Raw genomic sequence first — 14,813 nt, forward strand, 5'->3', positions numbered from 1 at the left:
TAGTCATGGGAACGTTTTCGCACCAATGGTTTAGCAGTATTAATGAGATTGATCAGGCGCAGTGGCAACGTTTATTTGGTGATGAACCATTTACTCAACATGCTTTTTTATATGCCCTTGAACAAAGCCAATGCGTAACACAAAAAAGCGGTTGGCAGCCCCATCACCTCGCTATTTTTGAAGATGATACGCTCGTTGCACTTGCACCCGGGTATTTAAAAAGTCATTCATACGGCGAGTATGTATTTGACTGGGCCTGGGCTGAGGCATACGAAAAACACGGTTTAGAATATTATCCCAAGTGGCTATCTGGCATTCCTTTTAGCCCTATTGAAGGCAAGCGCATTGCTATCGAGCACGCTAATCCAAATGCGGTATATCAATACATTACAGAGCAACTTAGCTTACACAGTGCTCAGCAAGGATGGTCGGGATGGCATGTTAATTTTTGCGACCAAGCCCAAGCCACCTCATTAACTGAGCAACACGCCATGTTAAGAGTGGGTGTGCAATTTCAGTGGTTTAATAAAGGTTATGAATCCTTTGACGACTTTTTGCAGATGCTTAGCTCACGAAAACGTAAGTCACTTAAAAAAGAGCGAGCTAAAATAGCGCAACAGAACATTGATATTGAATGGCTGCAAGGAACGCAAATTACGCCCGAGATAATGCAATTGTTTTGTGAGTTTTATCAGCGTACCTACTTAAAGCGCTCTGGTCATTTGGGCTATTTAAATATGGAGTTTTTTACGCTTTTACATGCCTTAATGGCTAATACTCTCGTTATTATGCTGGCCAAAAGAGACGATAACGTGATTGCTGCAACACTTAGTTTAGTAGGTAAAAATACGCTTTATGGGCGCTACTGGGGAGCAAGTGAGGAAGTAGATTCGCTGCACTTTGAATTGTGTTATTACCAAGGTATTGAGTTTGCAATAAAGCATAAACTCAACTGTTTTCATTCGGGTGCACAAGGTGAGCACAAAATAGCACGCGGATTTGAACCCGTACTTACCTACTCTGCTCACCATATTGTTGATGGCGACTTTAGTAATGCAATAAGCGACTACTTAAAGCGTGAACGCGGCCATATTGATATATATAAAGAGCAATGTAGCTCATTACTGCCGTTTAAAAACGAGTAACTGATTATTTGCAGGCATGGCTGTATCGCTAATAAGCGTAAGCCCTGCTTGCTTAGCTAGTTGTTCAACTGCTTCAAAATCTCTTATTCCACTTAACGGATCGCGCTCTGTTAAAAAGGCACTAAAGTCATCATTACTTGGGCTGGTAAATTCACCTTGGTATTTGAATGGCCCATAAATACACAACATACCGTCGCTATTTAAGTGGCGTTTAACACCGTCAAAAAAACGCTCAACTAATTGCCAACTTACAATATGAAATGTGTTTGCAGTATAAATAGCGTCAACCTTATCTACTGGCCACTCATTATTTAAATCAAGCTCAAGTGGTGCATGCAAATTAGTTAAATTAGCTTCGCGGTGCCATAAGTTAATCCCTTCGTGGTTTATAGCGCGATCACTTGTATGCCATTGTAAATTTGGTAATTGCTCTGCAAAAAAAACACTATGCTGGCCGGTTCCTGAGCCAACTTCGAGTACTGTTTTAGTATTTTTTAATACAACTTTTAATTGCTCTAAAATAGGGGTTTTATTGTTTTCACAGGCTTGTGAAAATGGCTTTGTCATTACTGTGCACCAAAATTGTAGATTAATGCACAACAGTAAAGCAAATTTAGCTTATTTTGTCGTGATGAAAAAAAGGTAATTTTTAAATACTATAACTATCATATGGTTGAGCCGGATCATTATGGTTGGTACGTAATATGCTTTATATTGTTAACCCACTAAAGGGTTTAACTTATATTAAATTTCAAAGGATAAAATTATGCATATACCCCCTTATACCGCTGTAGACGCGGCCATTGCTATAACCGAAAAAACCACCGACGATCATAGTTACGCCGTTGATATGAGAGCTACAGTAATCGATTTACTTTCGCACCCTAAACATAATCAACAGGCGATGACCAAACATGAAACAGATCAGATATTTATTCTTGGCTACAATTAATACTCAAATTAGTATCACAAATAATTTTTATAATAACTGTTTACACTGAAACCGATTAAATGTAATGATAACTATTATCGTTAAATTGAGTCGGTTTTTTTATGTCTTTAAATTATGCCCAGCATCGTTACCATCAAGAACTCTCTTGTCATTGCTTAAGACCTGGCCTGCATGCACCCATGCTCGTTGCCGATTACATAGAAACCGCCCTTAACGTCGCCAAAAAATTTGAGCAACAACATAATCCCTTGCTTCAAGAGTTTTATCTTAGACGCACACACCATGAAATTATGAACAAAATGTGCGACCCTCTTATACATAATGCTATTCGTAAACAATGTTTAGAGCAGTTATACAAACCTTTATTAGCACTAAAACGGTTTTATAAAGTGCATAACAATACTGCACAATTTTTAATACTTGAGCGTGAAGCTCGTATTCTTAGTCACGAATTCAACCCTTTTTAAGGAGCACACTTATGAGCAACTTTAGAACAGAATCAGACAGCATGGGCGAGCTACAAGTACCTACTGATGCGCTCTATCAGGCGCAAACACAACGAGCAGTTAATAACTTTGCCATTAGTGGTTTATCTATGCCAAAGCAATTTATCACTGCACTGGCTTATATAAAACAAGCTGCTGCGCAAAGTAACTGCGAGCTTGGTCATTTAAGTAAAACTAAAGCCGATGCTATTGAGCAAGCTTGTCAAAGTATTATTGATGGCGAGCATGTTGAGCATTTCCCCGTTGATATTTTTCAAACAGGTTCTGGCACAAGCTCAAATATGAATGCCAACGAAGTTATTGCAACGCTTGCTAGCCGATTAGGCAGTGAAAGCATTCACCCTAATGATGATGTAAACATGGGGCAAAGCTCTAACGATGTAGTCCCTACTGCTATCGCACTCAGTAGCGCAATAAATGTAGTGTATGAATTACTTCCTTCGCTTGAAAACTTATCGCAAAGCCTGGAAAAGAAAAAAGCTGAAGTAGGCCATATAGTTAAAACGGGCCGTACGCATTTAATGGATGCAATGCCTGTAACGTTTGATCAAACACTCAGTGCATGGCAGTCACAAGTTAATCATGCCGCAGCAGGAATTAGACATAGCTTAGAGCGTGTATGCGAACTTGCACAAGGCGGTACAGCTGTTGGAACAGGAATAAATGCCGACCCTAAATTTGCAGCCAAATTTGCAGAAAACCTGAGTGCCAATGTAGGCATTAGATTTACGCCTAGTAGTAACTTTTTTTATAACATAGGCTCACAAGACGCTATAGTAGCGCTTTCTGGGCAATTAAAAGTACTCGCTGTAGCACAAATGAAAATAGCGAACGACCTACGCTGGATGAACTCAGGACCACTTGCGGGCTTAGGTGAAATAGAGCTTGAAGCACTTCAACCGGGCTCATCTATTATGCCAGGTAAGGTAAACCCAGTAATACCAGAAGCCGCAGCCATGGTAAGCGCACAAGTTATTGGCAACGACGCCACGATTACCGTAGCAGGCCAAGCGGGTAATTTTGAGCTAAACGTTATGCTGCCAGTCATTGCGTATAATATTTTACAAAGCATAGAATTACTTGCCAATAGCGCGCAGGCATTGGGCGATAAAGCCATTGCCAGCTTTAAGGTAAATCAGCCTAATATAGATAAAGCGCTCGCTAAAAATCCAATTTTAGTGACGGCACTTAATCCGGTGATCGGTTATGAAAAAGCAGCAAAAATAGCAAAGCAGGCTTATAAAGAAGCCCGCCCTATTATTGATGTAGCCGAACAAGAAACCGATTTACCACGCAGTGAACTCGAAAAACTACTTAACCCCACCAAACTAACGCAGGGTGGACTTTAATAAACGATATTTTTCACTGCTTTAATTACTTGATAATATAGTTTTTATTGCCGTAAAAAATGCACCGTGTATGATAGTGATGAATATTTCATCACTATCAAGGTTTGTTATGCGTACCCCATTGTTAGCCATACTTTTACCACTTTGTTTAACTGCATGCTTAGATAAAGCACCCACTGAAACGCAGCAAGTAACAATCACCTCAGAAACTGAAGCACCAAAGCAAGAGCTACAAAAGCTAAAAGAAAACACTCAATTACAAGAAAATACTAAAAAGAACGTAGTTGCTGAAAAAATACCAAAAGCTGATTTAAAAAACGTTTCAATAGACGATATAAAAGCAGCCAAAACCCAATTAAATACACTAATTGCAGATAAACAATGTGATACAAGCACTCAATGTAGAGTAAATGCAGTAGGTAGTCGCGCATGTGGCGGGCCAAGCAGCTTTGTTGTGTACTCAACAAACGCAGCATCTGAGGAACAAGTAGCTGCCCTTAGCGACAAAATTACTAAGCTTGAAAGTAGTTATAATTCACAAAAAGGGATGATGAGCATTTGTCAGCATTTAACAACGCCAAGCACGCAGTGTGTTGAAAATAAATGTGTTAAACTTGAAGGCTCAGCGGTAAGTGCATTTTAAGGATAACGTTATGAGTTGTTTACCATCGGCAATTAAACTATCAATTTTAAGCATTGCTAGCAGCATTTTATTACTAAGTGGTTGTGCTAGTACTGTGACGTCAAATGAGCAAAGTAAAAACTTATCTGACTTAAACTATGATCTGAATAACATGGTGAGTAATAACAGCTGCACTGCAAGCTTTCAGTGCAAAGTACTTGAAGTGGGCGCCCGCGCATGCGGCGGACCGAGTAAATATGCTGTTTATTCAACGCTAAACACATCTCAAGAAGAAGCAGAACAGCTTGCTCAACAAATAACAAAACAAGAAAACATACAAAATAAAGCACAAGGCTTAACTGATTGTTCTCCTGTACTTGAAGTGCAATCGCTGTGTATTAACCACCAATGCCAGTCGTTTGATATAAAATAAAAACGGCCGCGTATAAGCTAATTTCAGCGTTAACTTAAATACGGAATTAACGCTGAAATTACTACCACCAGTACCACGCAAACACCCGCTTTAATAATGTATTTCATGGGCATTGTTTTAAGCACCCAATACGCATAAATAAAGCGTACAAAATAACTCGCCGCAGTACCAAACAACGCAAAAATAATTAAGTAAGCAATTAAAATAATATTCATAAAAACCTAATTAAATTATTTCACTTTTTTATTTTTAGTGTGAGCTATTAATAAATCAGCTACTTGTTGTTTTACGGCTCGCTTATCATCGCTTTGTACATCAAAGCGACTGGCTAGTTGCGCTATTTCATCATCATTTAAGTTAAACGATAAACGTTGACGCGTTTTTTTAGACTTTACGTCTAAGCCAAGTATTTTTCGGATCATATCTGACGGCGTTAGCTCTTGATCAATTGCCTGCTTTTTTATCAGTTTTTGAACTTCGCTGCTTAGATCAAATGCCATTTGTGTGGCACGTACAGCTTGTTCCTGACGTAACCACTTGTCTTTAGCATCACTCACTTAGCGTCTCCGGGAAACAAGTCTACAATGTCTGACATTGGACGCATGAGCGTTAGCGATACTTCGGTTTCGCCGCCATCCCAAATTTCGATATTTAAACCAAAGCCTTCATTATCTGACGCTAAGCAAATCATTTCACATGGCTCGCCACCTTCTTGCTCATAACGAGGTAATGCTTGGTTGCGGTAGTCTTTATTATGGAAATAACACACATAAGGCGACTCGCTTTGTTGGTAGCTTTTAGCTAAAAACTGCATAAAGCGCTCTGGTGTATTTTGCACTGTAATGTGGGTTAACGACTCTTCATCAAAAATACGCGCAAACTCATCAAGGCTAAATATCTCTTCAACTTCGTTTCGCTGAATTTTAATAGAAAAGTTAGCCCACTCTTCGCCGTCATCTTGCTCAATTTGTAAAAATACAACTTGGCCGCTATTTGTCTCAAGTACAAATTCAGTATCACTACTGTGCTGATATTGGTAAGTCTGAATATCAGTAACACGTAACGTTTCACCCTTTAACCATGCAGGATAGGCAAATGAATCAATAACGCTAAACATGTCGCCTTTTTTAAGATCGCTCGGATGATTAAGTTGACGTTCTGGCTCTTTTTTAGATTTGAAAAAATTAAACATAGGAAGGCTGCCTTCTAAGCAAAAAAGGTAACTGAGAAAAACTCGGTTACCTTTTTAAAGTATAAACGTAATGGTTAGCTATTTTGCTTCGCTTTGATGCGAGCTAAAATATCAGCGCTTTTTGGACTTGTGTCGCCAATGCCTGCTTCAGCCATTTTTGCTTTTAAGTCATCGCCATTTACGTCTGACTCAAGTTGCTTTGCAGCACCAAGCTGGTCACTTCGATCTTGTTGGCGCTGTTTAATGCGTTCAAGCGATTGACGAGCCGATGTCATAGACGAGCTGTTTGTATTAAGTGTGCTGTTAACAGCCATTGTTGCTTGCTGTACGCTTTCAGTGGTTTTAACCATTGTAAGCTGACGCTGATTCTCTTTAATCGATTTTTCAGCATCTTTAACTTGCTGCTTAAGCGCAACAATGTGATTGCTAAAGCCAGACAATACTTGCTCGTTTTCAGCTTTTTCAGCTTCAAAGTCACCAATTTTTTCTGCAATTTCTAATGCTAATGCTTCGTTGCCCTTTTCAAGAGCTTGGCCTGCATACGCTTCATGTTCAGCGATTGATGCATCTACAGCGCTAATTTTACGCTTAGTTTGCATTTCTTTGGCCATTACTTCAGTAAGGCTTTTTTTAGCTCGGTGAAGTGCATTTTGCGCGTCTGCAATTTCTTGCTCAAAAATACGGATGCCATTTTTGTCTACAATTGCTTCGCCTGCTTCACGAGCGCCGCCACGTACTGCTGTAAATAATTTTTTTAAAATACTCATAATCTTAACTCCACTAACTGGCTATTAATCGTTTAAATACAAGGTCACGGCTTCTAGTGCATCGATAGCGTTATCGGCTAATGTCACTAGTTCGTGGGTAACGTCATCTAATGATGAATTTACCGACAGTGCACCAAAAATCGCGTATTTGTTATCGATTTTAGCAAATGCACTCAGTGGAATTGGCACGTTTAAACGTAATAATGTTTCGTTTAATTCGTCGCGTAATTCACTTTTAACTTCATCTTCGTCAAACAAGTAGCTAATACATAATAACTGCTCTTGCGTTTGCGTAACAAAAATTGGAAGCTCATCATTTCCATCAACAATGACTTGTAAAACATCTTGCTCGCCTGGGTTGGCAATCAAGAAAGACTCAAAGTTAGCGCCTTCAGTTTCAAAAGAAGCTAATTTTATTGAAAGTTCATTTAATTCCATGTCTCTGCCTTTTGTCGTTTGACATATTATGTCTGAGTTAAGATTCTCATGGTCGACATATTATGTCAACCATGTTTTATTAGTTTTTATACAATTCGCTTTCTATTTGCCATGCAGTTCGGTAGTAATCATACAACTGACCAGACCCTAACCTATTGACCTCAATACTTTTAACTTGTTCAAAGTAGTGGTTAGGAAATACAAAACTTGCCAATAAATATTCTTTACTAATCCATCTTGATGGCACAGGCATAGCCGTCGCATCATTAATACGGCCACTGGCCGACTGCCCCATTTTAGTCGCTATAGTCCAGCCCCACTGCCCAAAAGAAGGTATGTTTTGCTGATACTGCTCAACATACTCAAACCCAGCAGCTTTAACTGTTTTAGCAATGCTTAAAAACGCTTTTTTAGCGTGATAAGGTGAGGTTGATTGAACCGCCATTGCGCCATCGGGTGCTAATAACTGCCGTACATGATTATAAAAGTAGTCACTGTACATTTTATTTAGATCAGGATGATTAGGGTCAGGTAAATCAATTAAAATAGTGTCGAACTGCTTAGATTGATCAAGCAGTTTTTCAACTTCTAAAAATGCATCACCCACAATTATGTTGGCTCGCGAATCATGCATCGATTTATTGTTTAGCTGTAGCAATCGCTTATTGATGTGCTCTGGCGGCGTAAAGTCACCGTCTTTATGACCAAATAAATTCAGTAGTTGCGCGTCTAAATCTATTAGCGTTACTTCACTTACAGGCCACTTTAAAACATCTCTAAGTGCAAGCCCGTCACCACCACCAATTATTAATACACGGTCGTGTCTGTTAGAGGCAAGCATTGCAGGGTAAACCAGCATTGAGTGATATATTTGCTCATCAATACTTGAGAACTGTAAACGCCCATTTAAATATAAATCGGTAATTGGCTGAGGTTGGTTTTTGCTTAATCTTTCGGTTAAAACTACGTGTTGGTATTTAGTTGCTTGCGAATAAATTACTTTATCTTTGTATAAAACATTACTTAGATTGTTCATCCAGCTACTGCCAAATACTAAAATAAAGCCAAATAATGCCAGTAATACTATATGGCAAACTAAAAGTGCCTTAGCAAAGCGCACATGGGTATGGTAGCGCCATAAAAACGCGAGCCCCGCAATGATATTAAATAACGCCGTCCACGCTGCAGCTTGCATTATAGGCATTGAGAGCATGATACTTACCCAAATGGCTGCACCAATACCAGCACCGATATAATCGGCACCATAAATAGTCCCTGCGTTGTTTTCTAAAAAACGGCCATAAACGTGCTGACGAATGCGCGCTATAAGCGGTATTTCCATACCAATAAATAAGCCCAGTATTAAACCAAAAACATAAGGTAGAAAACGTGACCACTCTTGTAGCTTTTGAAATACGTAACCATTAAGTACAACATCAGGGGGTAAATTAAAAATGCTCGAAAATAAATGAGGAAGAGAATAACTAACTGCTATTACACCCGCTATCGCTAAAATGCAGCCCATGCCAACCAAAGCAATAATGCTTTCTAGCCAAGCAAAAGCGGTAAATGCATCTTTAAACCAACGCGCTAAAAAAGCGCCCAAGCCCATTGCTACAATCATAGTACCGATCATGGCGTAAATAGCGCTCTCTACCGAGCCAAGTACACGGCCCGCATAATGAGACAGTAAGTATTCATAAATAAGGCCGCACCCAGCAAGCACGGCCATAACAGTAATAAGTAGTATATCGTGCCCAAGTAAGCGAGACTTACTTGGGGGAGTGTTGGTTGATGACACTGATTATGCGCCTAGTAATGTTGCCATAGTGATACCTACAGCAAATGATACTGCTGCAGAAATAGTAGCTACACCTACATTTTTTTGACGATTAACTTCATCGGAAATATCGCAACCAGATAAAATTATTTTAATTGTCACTAAGTGCAAAATAATAAATGCAACAAGGCTCACTACTGCGCTAATAGCCCAGTATAGTAAACTCGCATTAATATTATCAGCCGCGTAAGGTGCAACACCCGTTGCTGCTGTAATAGCTAATGCACTACCTACTAAAAATCCAGCGTAACGAATACCCACAGCTAAGTTACCATCAACAATTGCTTGTTGTAGGCAGTCGCCACTTTTATTTGTACGTTTAAATAACTGCACTCGGTACTGGCTAACAAGTAGTAATACAACACTACCTATAATAAAGGCGGCAATTACAATTGGAAGACCATGCCAACCGTCAGTAGCCACCCATAAAAGAGCTGAGCGAATAACGATAGCAACACTGACAACATGACCAAAATCAATTATTGAAGCCGTAACGTTACCTTTAACGATTTCGTCGTGCAGACTTACTTTACGAAGCGCTACTTTATCTTGAAAAAAGTGGCCCAACTTAATAAGTACAATTGCTAATGCGCCATAAGCTAACATTTGCAGTGCTTCTTGTTGCAGTGTTGCAGCAAAAGCTCCGCTACTTACACCCGTTAATACAATCGCCAGTGCCACTAAGCCAGCGGCAAAGCTAATCCCAAAAGCAAAGTTATCACGCTCTGTTATTTCATCATTTGCATGTAAGTTTGAAACCCAGCCTTTTATATATTTAAGGCTTACAAATAATAAAACAATAATTGCAAAATCAATCGCCAGCGCTTGCAGTGACCACATAGTTATTCCATTAAATTCATACATATTATTCTAACTCCAACTTTATTCTTTTACTTACCACGGCTCACGCCACGAGAGGTTCTGCTACCGCTATCACGCACCGATCCTGAGCTATTGCTATAACTGCTCGAACGAGAATAACTACTGCGGCTTTTTGCTGGCGTATAACTACTACGGCTTAAACCTGATGCACCTGTTTTTTTACTCGCATAAGGGCTTGTAAACTGCTTACCTTGGCGTTGGTATGTTTGGCGCGTGCGTGTTTCTAAAGCGCTTTGGGTTTTAATTTGTTTAGGGCTTGAATAACGCGAGCGGCCATAGTCATTGTAATAGCTATACTTTCGGCGCTTACTCCAGCTTCCATATTCAACACGATCAAATACATCACCTAAAATACGGTACATTCCGTACCATTGCCAAAAGCTAATACCGTTACTATTTGATTGCCAGTTACCATAGTTAGGGTTACCTACCATTTGGTTACCAACACCCTCACCTTCAGCTTGCTTACTAATTGCGCCTACACGCGCTAAAGTGCCTTTGGACATATCAGCTAGCATATTAATAGGATCGGTTAACGCATCAGAAAATAGCGTAGGTTTAGATGCATCACGCAACAAATCAATGCTATGTAACGTATCTTCGTAAGGAGGAATTAAGTAAGTTCCTTTAATATCTTTAAGTCGCTGTGTTAAGCCACTATAAAGTGCGCCTTGGCGCGTTGCATCAAGGGTAATTACATCAACAACTTTTGTAAGCTCTGGTTGTTGTTTTTTAAGAAGCTCGCCATATTCTTTAAGTAACACAGCATTGCGTACACTTCCATTATCGAGTGCAGTACCAAGCTGAGACAGCTCCGTATCTACCTTTTTAATAGACTCTTGAATTGTTTGTTGCAGCTGCTCTTCTTTCGATTGACAACCCATAAGCACTGCGAACAAACAAAACAGGCTTATAAGTTTCCAAGCTTTAATATTCGACATTCATGTCACCTGATTTACTAAATTAACTCAGGTAGTTTTACACAGGTCACTTATTAAACCAAGAATGAAATTGCAACAAAATGAGAAGAAACGTGGGACTCTGTAATCAGGGTCTGATTTATTGAGAATTTAGTGAAAATATTAAGCTATATCGTAAGGTTAGAATTGAAGTTTAAGCGTTATAAGGGGGTACTTACAGTGATTTTAGCGTCGGGAGTCGCTGCGCTCGCCCGCCCTACGTGATGCGTGTTGATGTGAGTGTGTGTTAATTGCGCGCATTTCACTTTTCTGCAGACGTAAAAAAGCCCGAATCGTTAGATTTAGGCTGTCTACAATGTGAAGCTTGTGTAATGTCATAGTGCCCACAGCGGTAGAAAGTCACGTAGCAAATGCTACTTTATTGGCCGACTGAGATATTGAGGGGTTTTGTTGTGATTTTAACGTCGGGAGTCGCTACGCTCGCCCTACGTGCTAGGTGTTGATGTGGGTGTGTATTAATTGCGCGCATTTCACTTTTCTTCAGACGTAAAAAAGCCCGAATTGTTAAATTCGGGCTTTCTACAATTTGAAGCCTGGTAATGTCCTACTTTCACATAGCAAATGCTACACTATCATCGGCGCTGTTTCGTTTCACTACTGAGTTCGGCATGGGATCAGGTGGGTCCAAAACGCTATTGTCACCAAGCAAATTTGGGCGTTAATCCGTATCGCTACGCACTAACTGAATTTGGAAAATATCTGATAATATTTTTTAAGTCTTTTCAGTAATTTCTACTTTAGTTATATTAACTTCTTCGCTTGTTTCACTATCACATAAAACGCGTTTGGCGTTGTATGGTTAAGCCTCACGGGTAATTAGTACAAGTTAGCTTAATGGCTCACACCACTTCCACATCTTGCCTATCAACGTTGTAGTCTTCAACGGCCCTTCAGAGACTTTAAAAGTCTAGTGAGAACTCATCTCGAGGCCTGCTTCGCGCTTAGATGCTTTCAGCGCTTATCAGTTCCGAACGTAGCTACCGGGCAATGCCATTGGCATGACAACCCGAACACCAGCGGTTCGTTCACTCCGGTCCTCTCGTACTAGGAGCAACCCCTCTCAATTCTCAAACGCCCACGGCAGATAGGGACCGAACTGTCTCACGACGTTCTAAACCCAGCTCGCGTACCACTTTAAATGGCGAACAGCCATACCCTTGGGACCGACTTCAGCCCCAGGATGTGATGAGCCGACATCGAGGTGCCAAACACCGCCGTCGATATGAACTCTTGGGCGGTATCAGCCTGTTATCCCCGGAGTACCTTTTATCCGTTGAGCGATGGCCCTTCCATTCAGAACCACCGGATCACTATGACCTACTTTCGTACCTGCTCGACGTGTCTGTCTCGCAGTTAAGCTGGCTTCTACCATTACACTAACCGTACGATGTCCGACCGTACTTAGCCAACCTTCGTGCTCCTCCGTTACTCTTTAGGAGGAGACCGCCCCAGTCAAACTACCCACCAGGCACTGTCCGTAACCCCGATTCAGGGGCCAACGTTAGAACATCAAAACTACAAGGGTGGTATTTCAAGGTTGACTCCACAACAACTAGCGTCGCTGCTTCAAAGTCTCCCACCTATCCTACACATGTAGGTTCAATGTTCAGTGCCAAGCTGTAGTAAAGGTTCACGGGGTCTTTCCGTCTAGCCGCGGGTACACAGCATCTTCACTGCGATTTCAATTTCACTGAGTCTCGGGTGGAGACAGCGTGGCCATGGTTACACCATTCGTGCAGGTCGGAACTTACCCGACAAGGAATTTCGCTACCTTAGGACCGTTATAGTTACGGCCGCCGTTTACCGGGGCTTCGATCAAGAGCTTCTCCCTAAGGATAACCCCATCAATTAACCTTCCGGCACCGGGCAGGTGTCACACCGTATACGTCATCTTGCGATTTTGCACAGTGCTGTGTTTTTAATAAACAGTCCCAGCCACCTGGTCACTGCGGCTCCCGTCCGCTTAGAGAGCAAGTCTCATCACAGATAGGAGCGTACCTTCTCCCGAAGTTACGGTACGATTTTGCCTAGTTCCTTCACCCGAGTTCTCTCAAGCGCCTTAGTATTCTCTACCTGACCACCTGTGTCGGTTTGGGGTACGATTCCATATAATCTGAAGCTTAGAGGCTTTTCCTGGAAGTATGGCATCAGCAACTTCATCACCGTAGTGACTCGTCTCGTGTCTCAGGTTTAGTGTTTGTCCGGATTTACCTAAACAAACGCCCTACTCACTTTCACATAGACTACCAACGCTATGCTTGCTTAGCCTGCTCCGTCCCCCCATCGCAATTATATCGAGTACAGAAATATTAATCTGTTTCCCATCGACTACGCCTTTCGGCCTCGCCTTAGGGGTCGACTTACCCTACCCTGATTAACATGGGATAGGAACCCTTGGTCTTCCGGCGTGGGAGTTTTTCACTCCCATTATCGTTACTCATGTCAGCATTCGCACTTCTGATACCTCCAGCATACCTCCCGGTACACCTTCAACGGCTTACAGAACGCTCCCCTACCACTCAGAATAAATTCTGAATCCGCAGCTTCGGTGCATAGTTTAGCCCCGTTACATCTTCCGCGCAGACCGACTCGACCAGTGAGCTATTACGCTTTCTTTAAAGGATGGCTGCTTCTAAGCCAACCTCCTGGCTGTCTGGGCCTTTCCACATCGTTTCCCACTTAACTATGACTTTGGGACCTTAGCTGGCGGTCTGGGTTGTTTCCCTCTTCACGACGGACGTTAGCACCCGCCGTGTGTCTCCCGGATATTACTTTACGGTATTCGGAGTTTGCAAAGGGTTGGTAAGTCGGGATGACCCCCTAGCCTTAACAGTGCTCTACCCCCGTAAGTATTCGTCCGAGGCTCTACCTAAATAGATTTCGGGGAGAACCAGCTATCTCCCGGTTTGATTAGCCTTTCACTCCTAGCCACAGGTCATCCCCTAACTTTTCAACGTTAGTGGGTTCGGTCCTCCAGTTGATGTTACTCAACCTTCAACCTGCCCATGGCTAGATCACCGGGTTTCGGGTCTATACCTTGCAACTATTCGCCCAGTTAAGACTCGGTTTCCCTACGGCTACCCTATTCGGTTAACCTCGCTACAAAATATAAGTCGCTGACCCATTATACAAAAGGTACGCAGTCACCCAACAAGTGGGCTCCTACTGCTTGTACGTACACGGTTTCAGGTTCTATTTCACTCCCCTCACAGGGGTTCTTTTCGCCTTTCCCTCACGGTACTGGTTCACTATCGGTCAGTTGGGAGTATTTAGCCTTAGATGATGGTCCACCTATATTCAGTCAAAGTTTCACGTGCTCCGACCTACTCGATTTCACTTAAAATGTCTTTTCATGTACGGGACTATCACCCTGTATCGTGGCGCTTTCCAGCAGCCTTCCATTAACACATAATAAGCTTAAGGGCTGTTCCGATTTCGCTCGCCGCTACTTTCGGAATCTCGGTTGATTTCTTTTCCTACGGGTACTTAGATGTTTCAGTTCTCCGCGTTCGCCTCGTTAACCTATGTATTCAGTTAACGATACCTGCAAGCAGGTGGGTTTCCCCATTCGGAAATCTTAGTCTCAAGCGCTTTTTACTAGCTTGACTAAGCTTATCGCAAGTTAATACGTCCTTCATCGCCTCCAACTGCCAAGGCATCCACCGTGTACGCTTAGTCACTTAACCATACAACCCAAACGGGTCTTT

Annotated in this window: 15 protein-coding genes and 2 rRNA genes; 6 read left to right on the forward strand and 11 right to left on the reverse strand. The window is 41.7% G+C overall.

Annotated elements, in window-relative coordinates; all coding sequences use genetic code 11:
* Positions 1–5 precede the first annotated feature (5 nt).
* Positions 6–1,145 (forward strand): GNAT family N-acetyltransferase, encoded by a 1,140-nt coding sequence (locus L659_RS0102540; protein ID WP_024589497.1) that lies wholly within the window; start codon positions 6–8, stop codon positions 1,143–1,145.
* On the opposite strand, the gene L659_RS0102545 is transcribed toward L659_RS0102540, so the two are convergent.
* Positions 1,122–1,712 (reverse strand): DUF938 domain-containing protein, encoded by a 591-nt coding sequence (locus L659_RS0102545; RefSeq protein ID WP_024589498.1) that lies wholly within the window; start codon positions 1,710–1,712, stop codon positions 1,122–1,124. The two genes, L659_RS0102540 and L659_RS0102545, sit on opposite strands and share 24 nt — an antisense overlap.
* Before the next feature lie 199 nt (positions 1,713–1,911).
* On the opposite strand from L659_RS0102545, the gene L659_RS0102550 reads away from it, so the two are divergent.
* The 5 genes from L659_RS0102550 to L659_RS0102570 all read left to right on the forward strand — a co-directional run bounded on the left by L659_RS0102550 (position 1,912) and on the right by L659_RS0102570 (position 5,007).
* A complete protein-coding gene (locus L659_RS0102550) occupies positions 1,912–2,097 on the forward strand; it encodes a hypothetical protein (protein WP_010554833.1) in 186 nt (61 codons plus the stop codon).
* 101 nt (positions 2,098–2,198) lie between these two features.
* Positions 2,199–2,564 (forward strand): hypothetical protein, encoded by a 366-nt coding sequence (locus L659_RS0102555; protein WP_231388425.1) that lies wholly within the window; start codon positions 2,199–2,201, stop codon positions 2,562–2,564.
* Positions 2,565–2,575: 11 nt separating this feature from the next.
* Positions 2,576–3,952: a class II fumarate hydratase gene (locus tag L659_RS0102560; protein WP_024589499.1), complete on the forward strand. Its 1,377-nt coding sequence runs from the start codon at positions 2,576–2,578 to the stop codon at positions 3,950–3,952.
* Between the two features lie 109 nt (positions 3,953–4,061).
* Complete coding sequence (locus L659_RS0102565; protein ID WP_024589500.1) at positions 4,062–4,595, forward strand: hypothetical protein; 534 nt, start codon at positions 4,062–4,064, stop codon at positions 4,593–4,595.
* A gap of 10 nt (positions 4,596–4,605) precedes the next feature.
* Complete coding sequence (locus L659_RS0102570) at positions 4,606–5,007, forward strand: hypothetical protein (RefSeq protein ID WP_024589501.1); 402 nt, start codon at positions 4,606–4,608, stop codon at positions 5,005–5,007.
* Positions 5,008–5,036: 29 nt separating this feature from the next.
* Here L659_RS0102570 and L659_RS0102575 read toward each other — a convergent pair whose 3' ends face one another.
* The 10 genes from L659_RS0102575 to L659_RS0102620 form a co-directional block, all read right to left on the reverse strand.
* Positions 5,037–5,222 carry a hypothetical protein gene (locus L659_RS0102575; protein ID WP_010554829.1) on the reverse strand — a complete coding sequence of 62 codons (186 nt, stop codon included), beginning with the start codon at positions 5,220–5,222 and terminating at the stop codon, positions 5,037–5,039.
* A gap of 15 nt (positions 5,223–5,237) precedes the next feature.
* Positions 5,238–5,564: a hypothetical protein gene (locus tag L659_RS0102580; RefSeq protein WP_010554828.1), complete on the reverse strand. Its 327-nt coding sequence runs from the start codon at positions 5,562–5,564 to the stop codon at positions 5,238–5,240.
* Positions 5,561–6,199 carry a DUF4178 domain-containing protein gene (locus L659_RS0102585; RefSeq protein ID WP_010554827.1) on the reverse strand — a complete coding sequence of 213 codons (639 nt, stop codon included), beginning with the start codon at positions 6,197–6,199 and terminating at the stop codon, positions 5,561–5,563. Before L659_RS0102585 ends, L659_RS0102580 begins: the two co-directional genes overlap by 4 nt.
* A 74-nt stretch (positions 6,200–6,273) precedes the next feature.
* Complete coding sequence (locus L659_RS0102590; protein ID WP_004335088.1) at positions 6,274–6,966, reverse strand: PspA/IM30 family protein; 693 nt, start codon at positions 6,964–6,966, stop codon at positions 6,274–6,276.
* A gap of 24 nt (positions 6,967–6,990) precedes the next feature.
* Positions 6,991–7,404, reverse strand: a complete 414-nt coding sequence (locus L659_RS0102595) for a YjfI family protein (protein ID WP_008170558.1) — start codon at positions 7,402–7,404, stop codon at positions 6,991–6,993.
* A 79-nt stretch (positions 7,405–7,483) separates the two neighbouring features.
* Complete coding sequence (locus L659_RS0102600) at positions 7,484–9,205, reverse strand: polyamine aminopropyltransferase (protein ID WP_024589502.1); 1,722 nt, start codon at positions 9,203–9,205, stop codon at positions 7,484–7,486.
* 3 nt (positions 9,206–9,208) lie between these two features.
* On the reverse strand, positions 9,209–10,108 hold the full coding sequence (locus L659_RS0102605; RefSeq protein WP_024589503.1) for a DUF350 domain-containing protein: 900 nt from the start codon (positions 10,106–10,108) through the stop codon (positions 9,209–9,211).
* Positions 10,109–10,134: 26 nt separating this feature from the next.
* Positions 10,135–11,067 carry a hypothetical protein gene (locus L659_RS0102610; RefSeq protein ID WP_007579759.1) on the reverse strand — a complete coding sequence of 311 codons (933 nt, stop codon included), beginning with the start codon at positions 11,065–11,067 and terminating at the stop codon, positions 10,135–10,137.
* Between the two features lie 570 nt (positions 11,068–11,637).
* Positions 11,638–11,752, reverse strand: a 5S ribosomal RNA gene (gene rrf, locus L659_RS0102615).
* A 149-nt stretch (positions 11,753–11,901) separates the two neighbouring features.
* Positions 11,902–14,792 (reverse strand): 23S ribosomal RNA (locus L659_RS0102620).
* Between the last annotated feature and the right edge of the window lie 21 nt (positions 14,793–14,813).

The sequence above is a fragment of the Pseudoalteromonas sp. S8-8 genome (genome assembly GCF_000497875.1).
Taxonomy (GTDB): domain Bacteria; phylum Pseudomonadota; class Gammaproteobacteria; order Enterobacterales; family Alteromonadaceae; genus Pseudoalteromonas; species Pseudoalteromonas arctica.

Excerpts from the sequence above, each read along its gene's own strand:
- L659_RS0102595 (WP_008170558.1), bottom strand. The coding sequence starts at position 7,404 with ATGGAATTAAATGAACTTTCAATAAAATTAGCTTCTTTTGAAACTGAA.
- L659_RS0102585 (WP_010554827.1), bottom strand. The coding sequence starts at position 6,199 with ATGTTTAATTTTTTCAAATCTAAAAAAGAGCCAGAACGTCAACTTAAT.
- L659_RS0102545 (WP_024589498.1), bottom strand. The coding sequence starts at position 1,712 with ATGACAAAGCCATTTTCACAAGCCTGTGAAAACAATAAAACCCCTATT.
- L659_RS0102550 (WP_010554833.1), top strand. The coding sequence starts at position 1,912 with ATGCATATACCCCCTTATACCGCTGTAGACGCGGCCATTGCTATAACC.
- L659_RS0102610 (WP_007579759.1), bottom strand. The coding sequence starts at position 11,067 with ATGTCGAATATTAAAGCTTGGAAACTTATAAGCCTGTTTTGTTTGTTC.
- L659_RS0102560 (WP_024589499.1), top strand. The coding sequence starts at position 2,576 with ATGAGCAACTTTAGAACAGAATCAGACAGCATGGGCGAGCTACAAGTA.
- L659_RS0102575 (WP_010554829.1), bottom strand. The coding sequence starts at position 5,222 with ATGAATATTATTTTAATTGCTTACTTAATTATTTTTGCGTTGTTTGGT.
- L659_RS0102540 (WP_024589497.1), top strand. The coding sequence starts at position 6 with ATGGGAACGTTTTCGCACCAATGGTTTAGCAGTATTAATGAGATTGAT.
- L659_RS0102570 (WP_024589501.1), top strand. The coding sequence starts at position 4,606 with ATGAGTTGTTTACCATCGGCAATTAAACTATCAATTTTAAGCATTGCT.
- L659_RS0102555 (WP_231388425.1), top strand. The coding sequence starts at position 2,199 with ATGTCTTTAAATTATGCCCAGCATCGTTACCATCAAGAACTCTCTTGT.
- L659_RS0102590 (WP_004335088.1), bottom strand. The coding sequence starts at position 6,966 with ATGAGTATTTTAAAAAAATTATTTACAGCAGTACGTGGCGGCGCTCGT.
- L659_RS0102565 (WP_024589500.1), top strand. The coding sequence starts at position 4,062 with ATGCGTACCCCATTGTTAGCCATACTTTTACCACTTTGTTTAACTGCA.
- L659_RS0102605 (WP_024589503.1), bottom strand. The coding sequence starts at position 10,108 with ATGTATGAATTTAATGGAATAACTATGTGGTCACTGCAAGCGCTGGCG.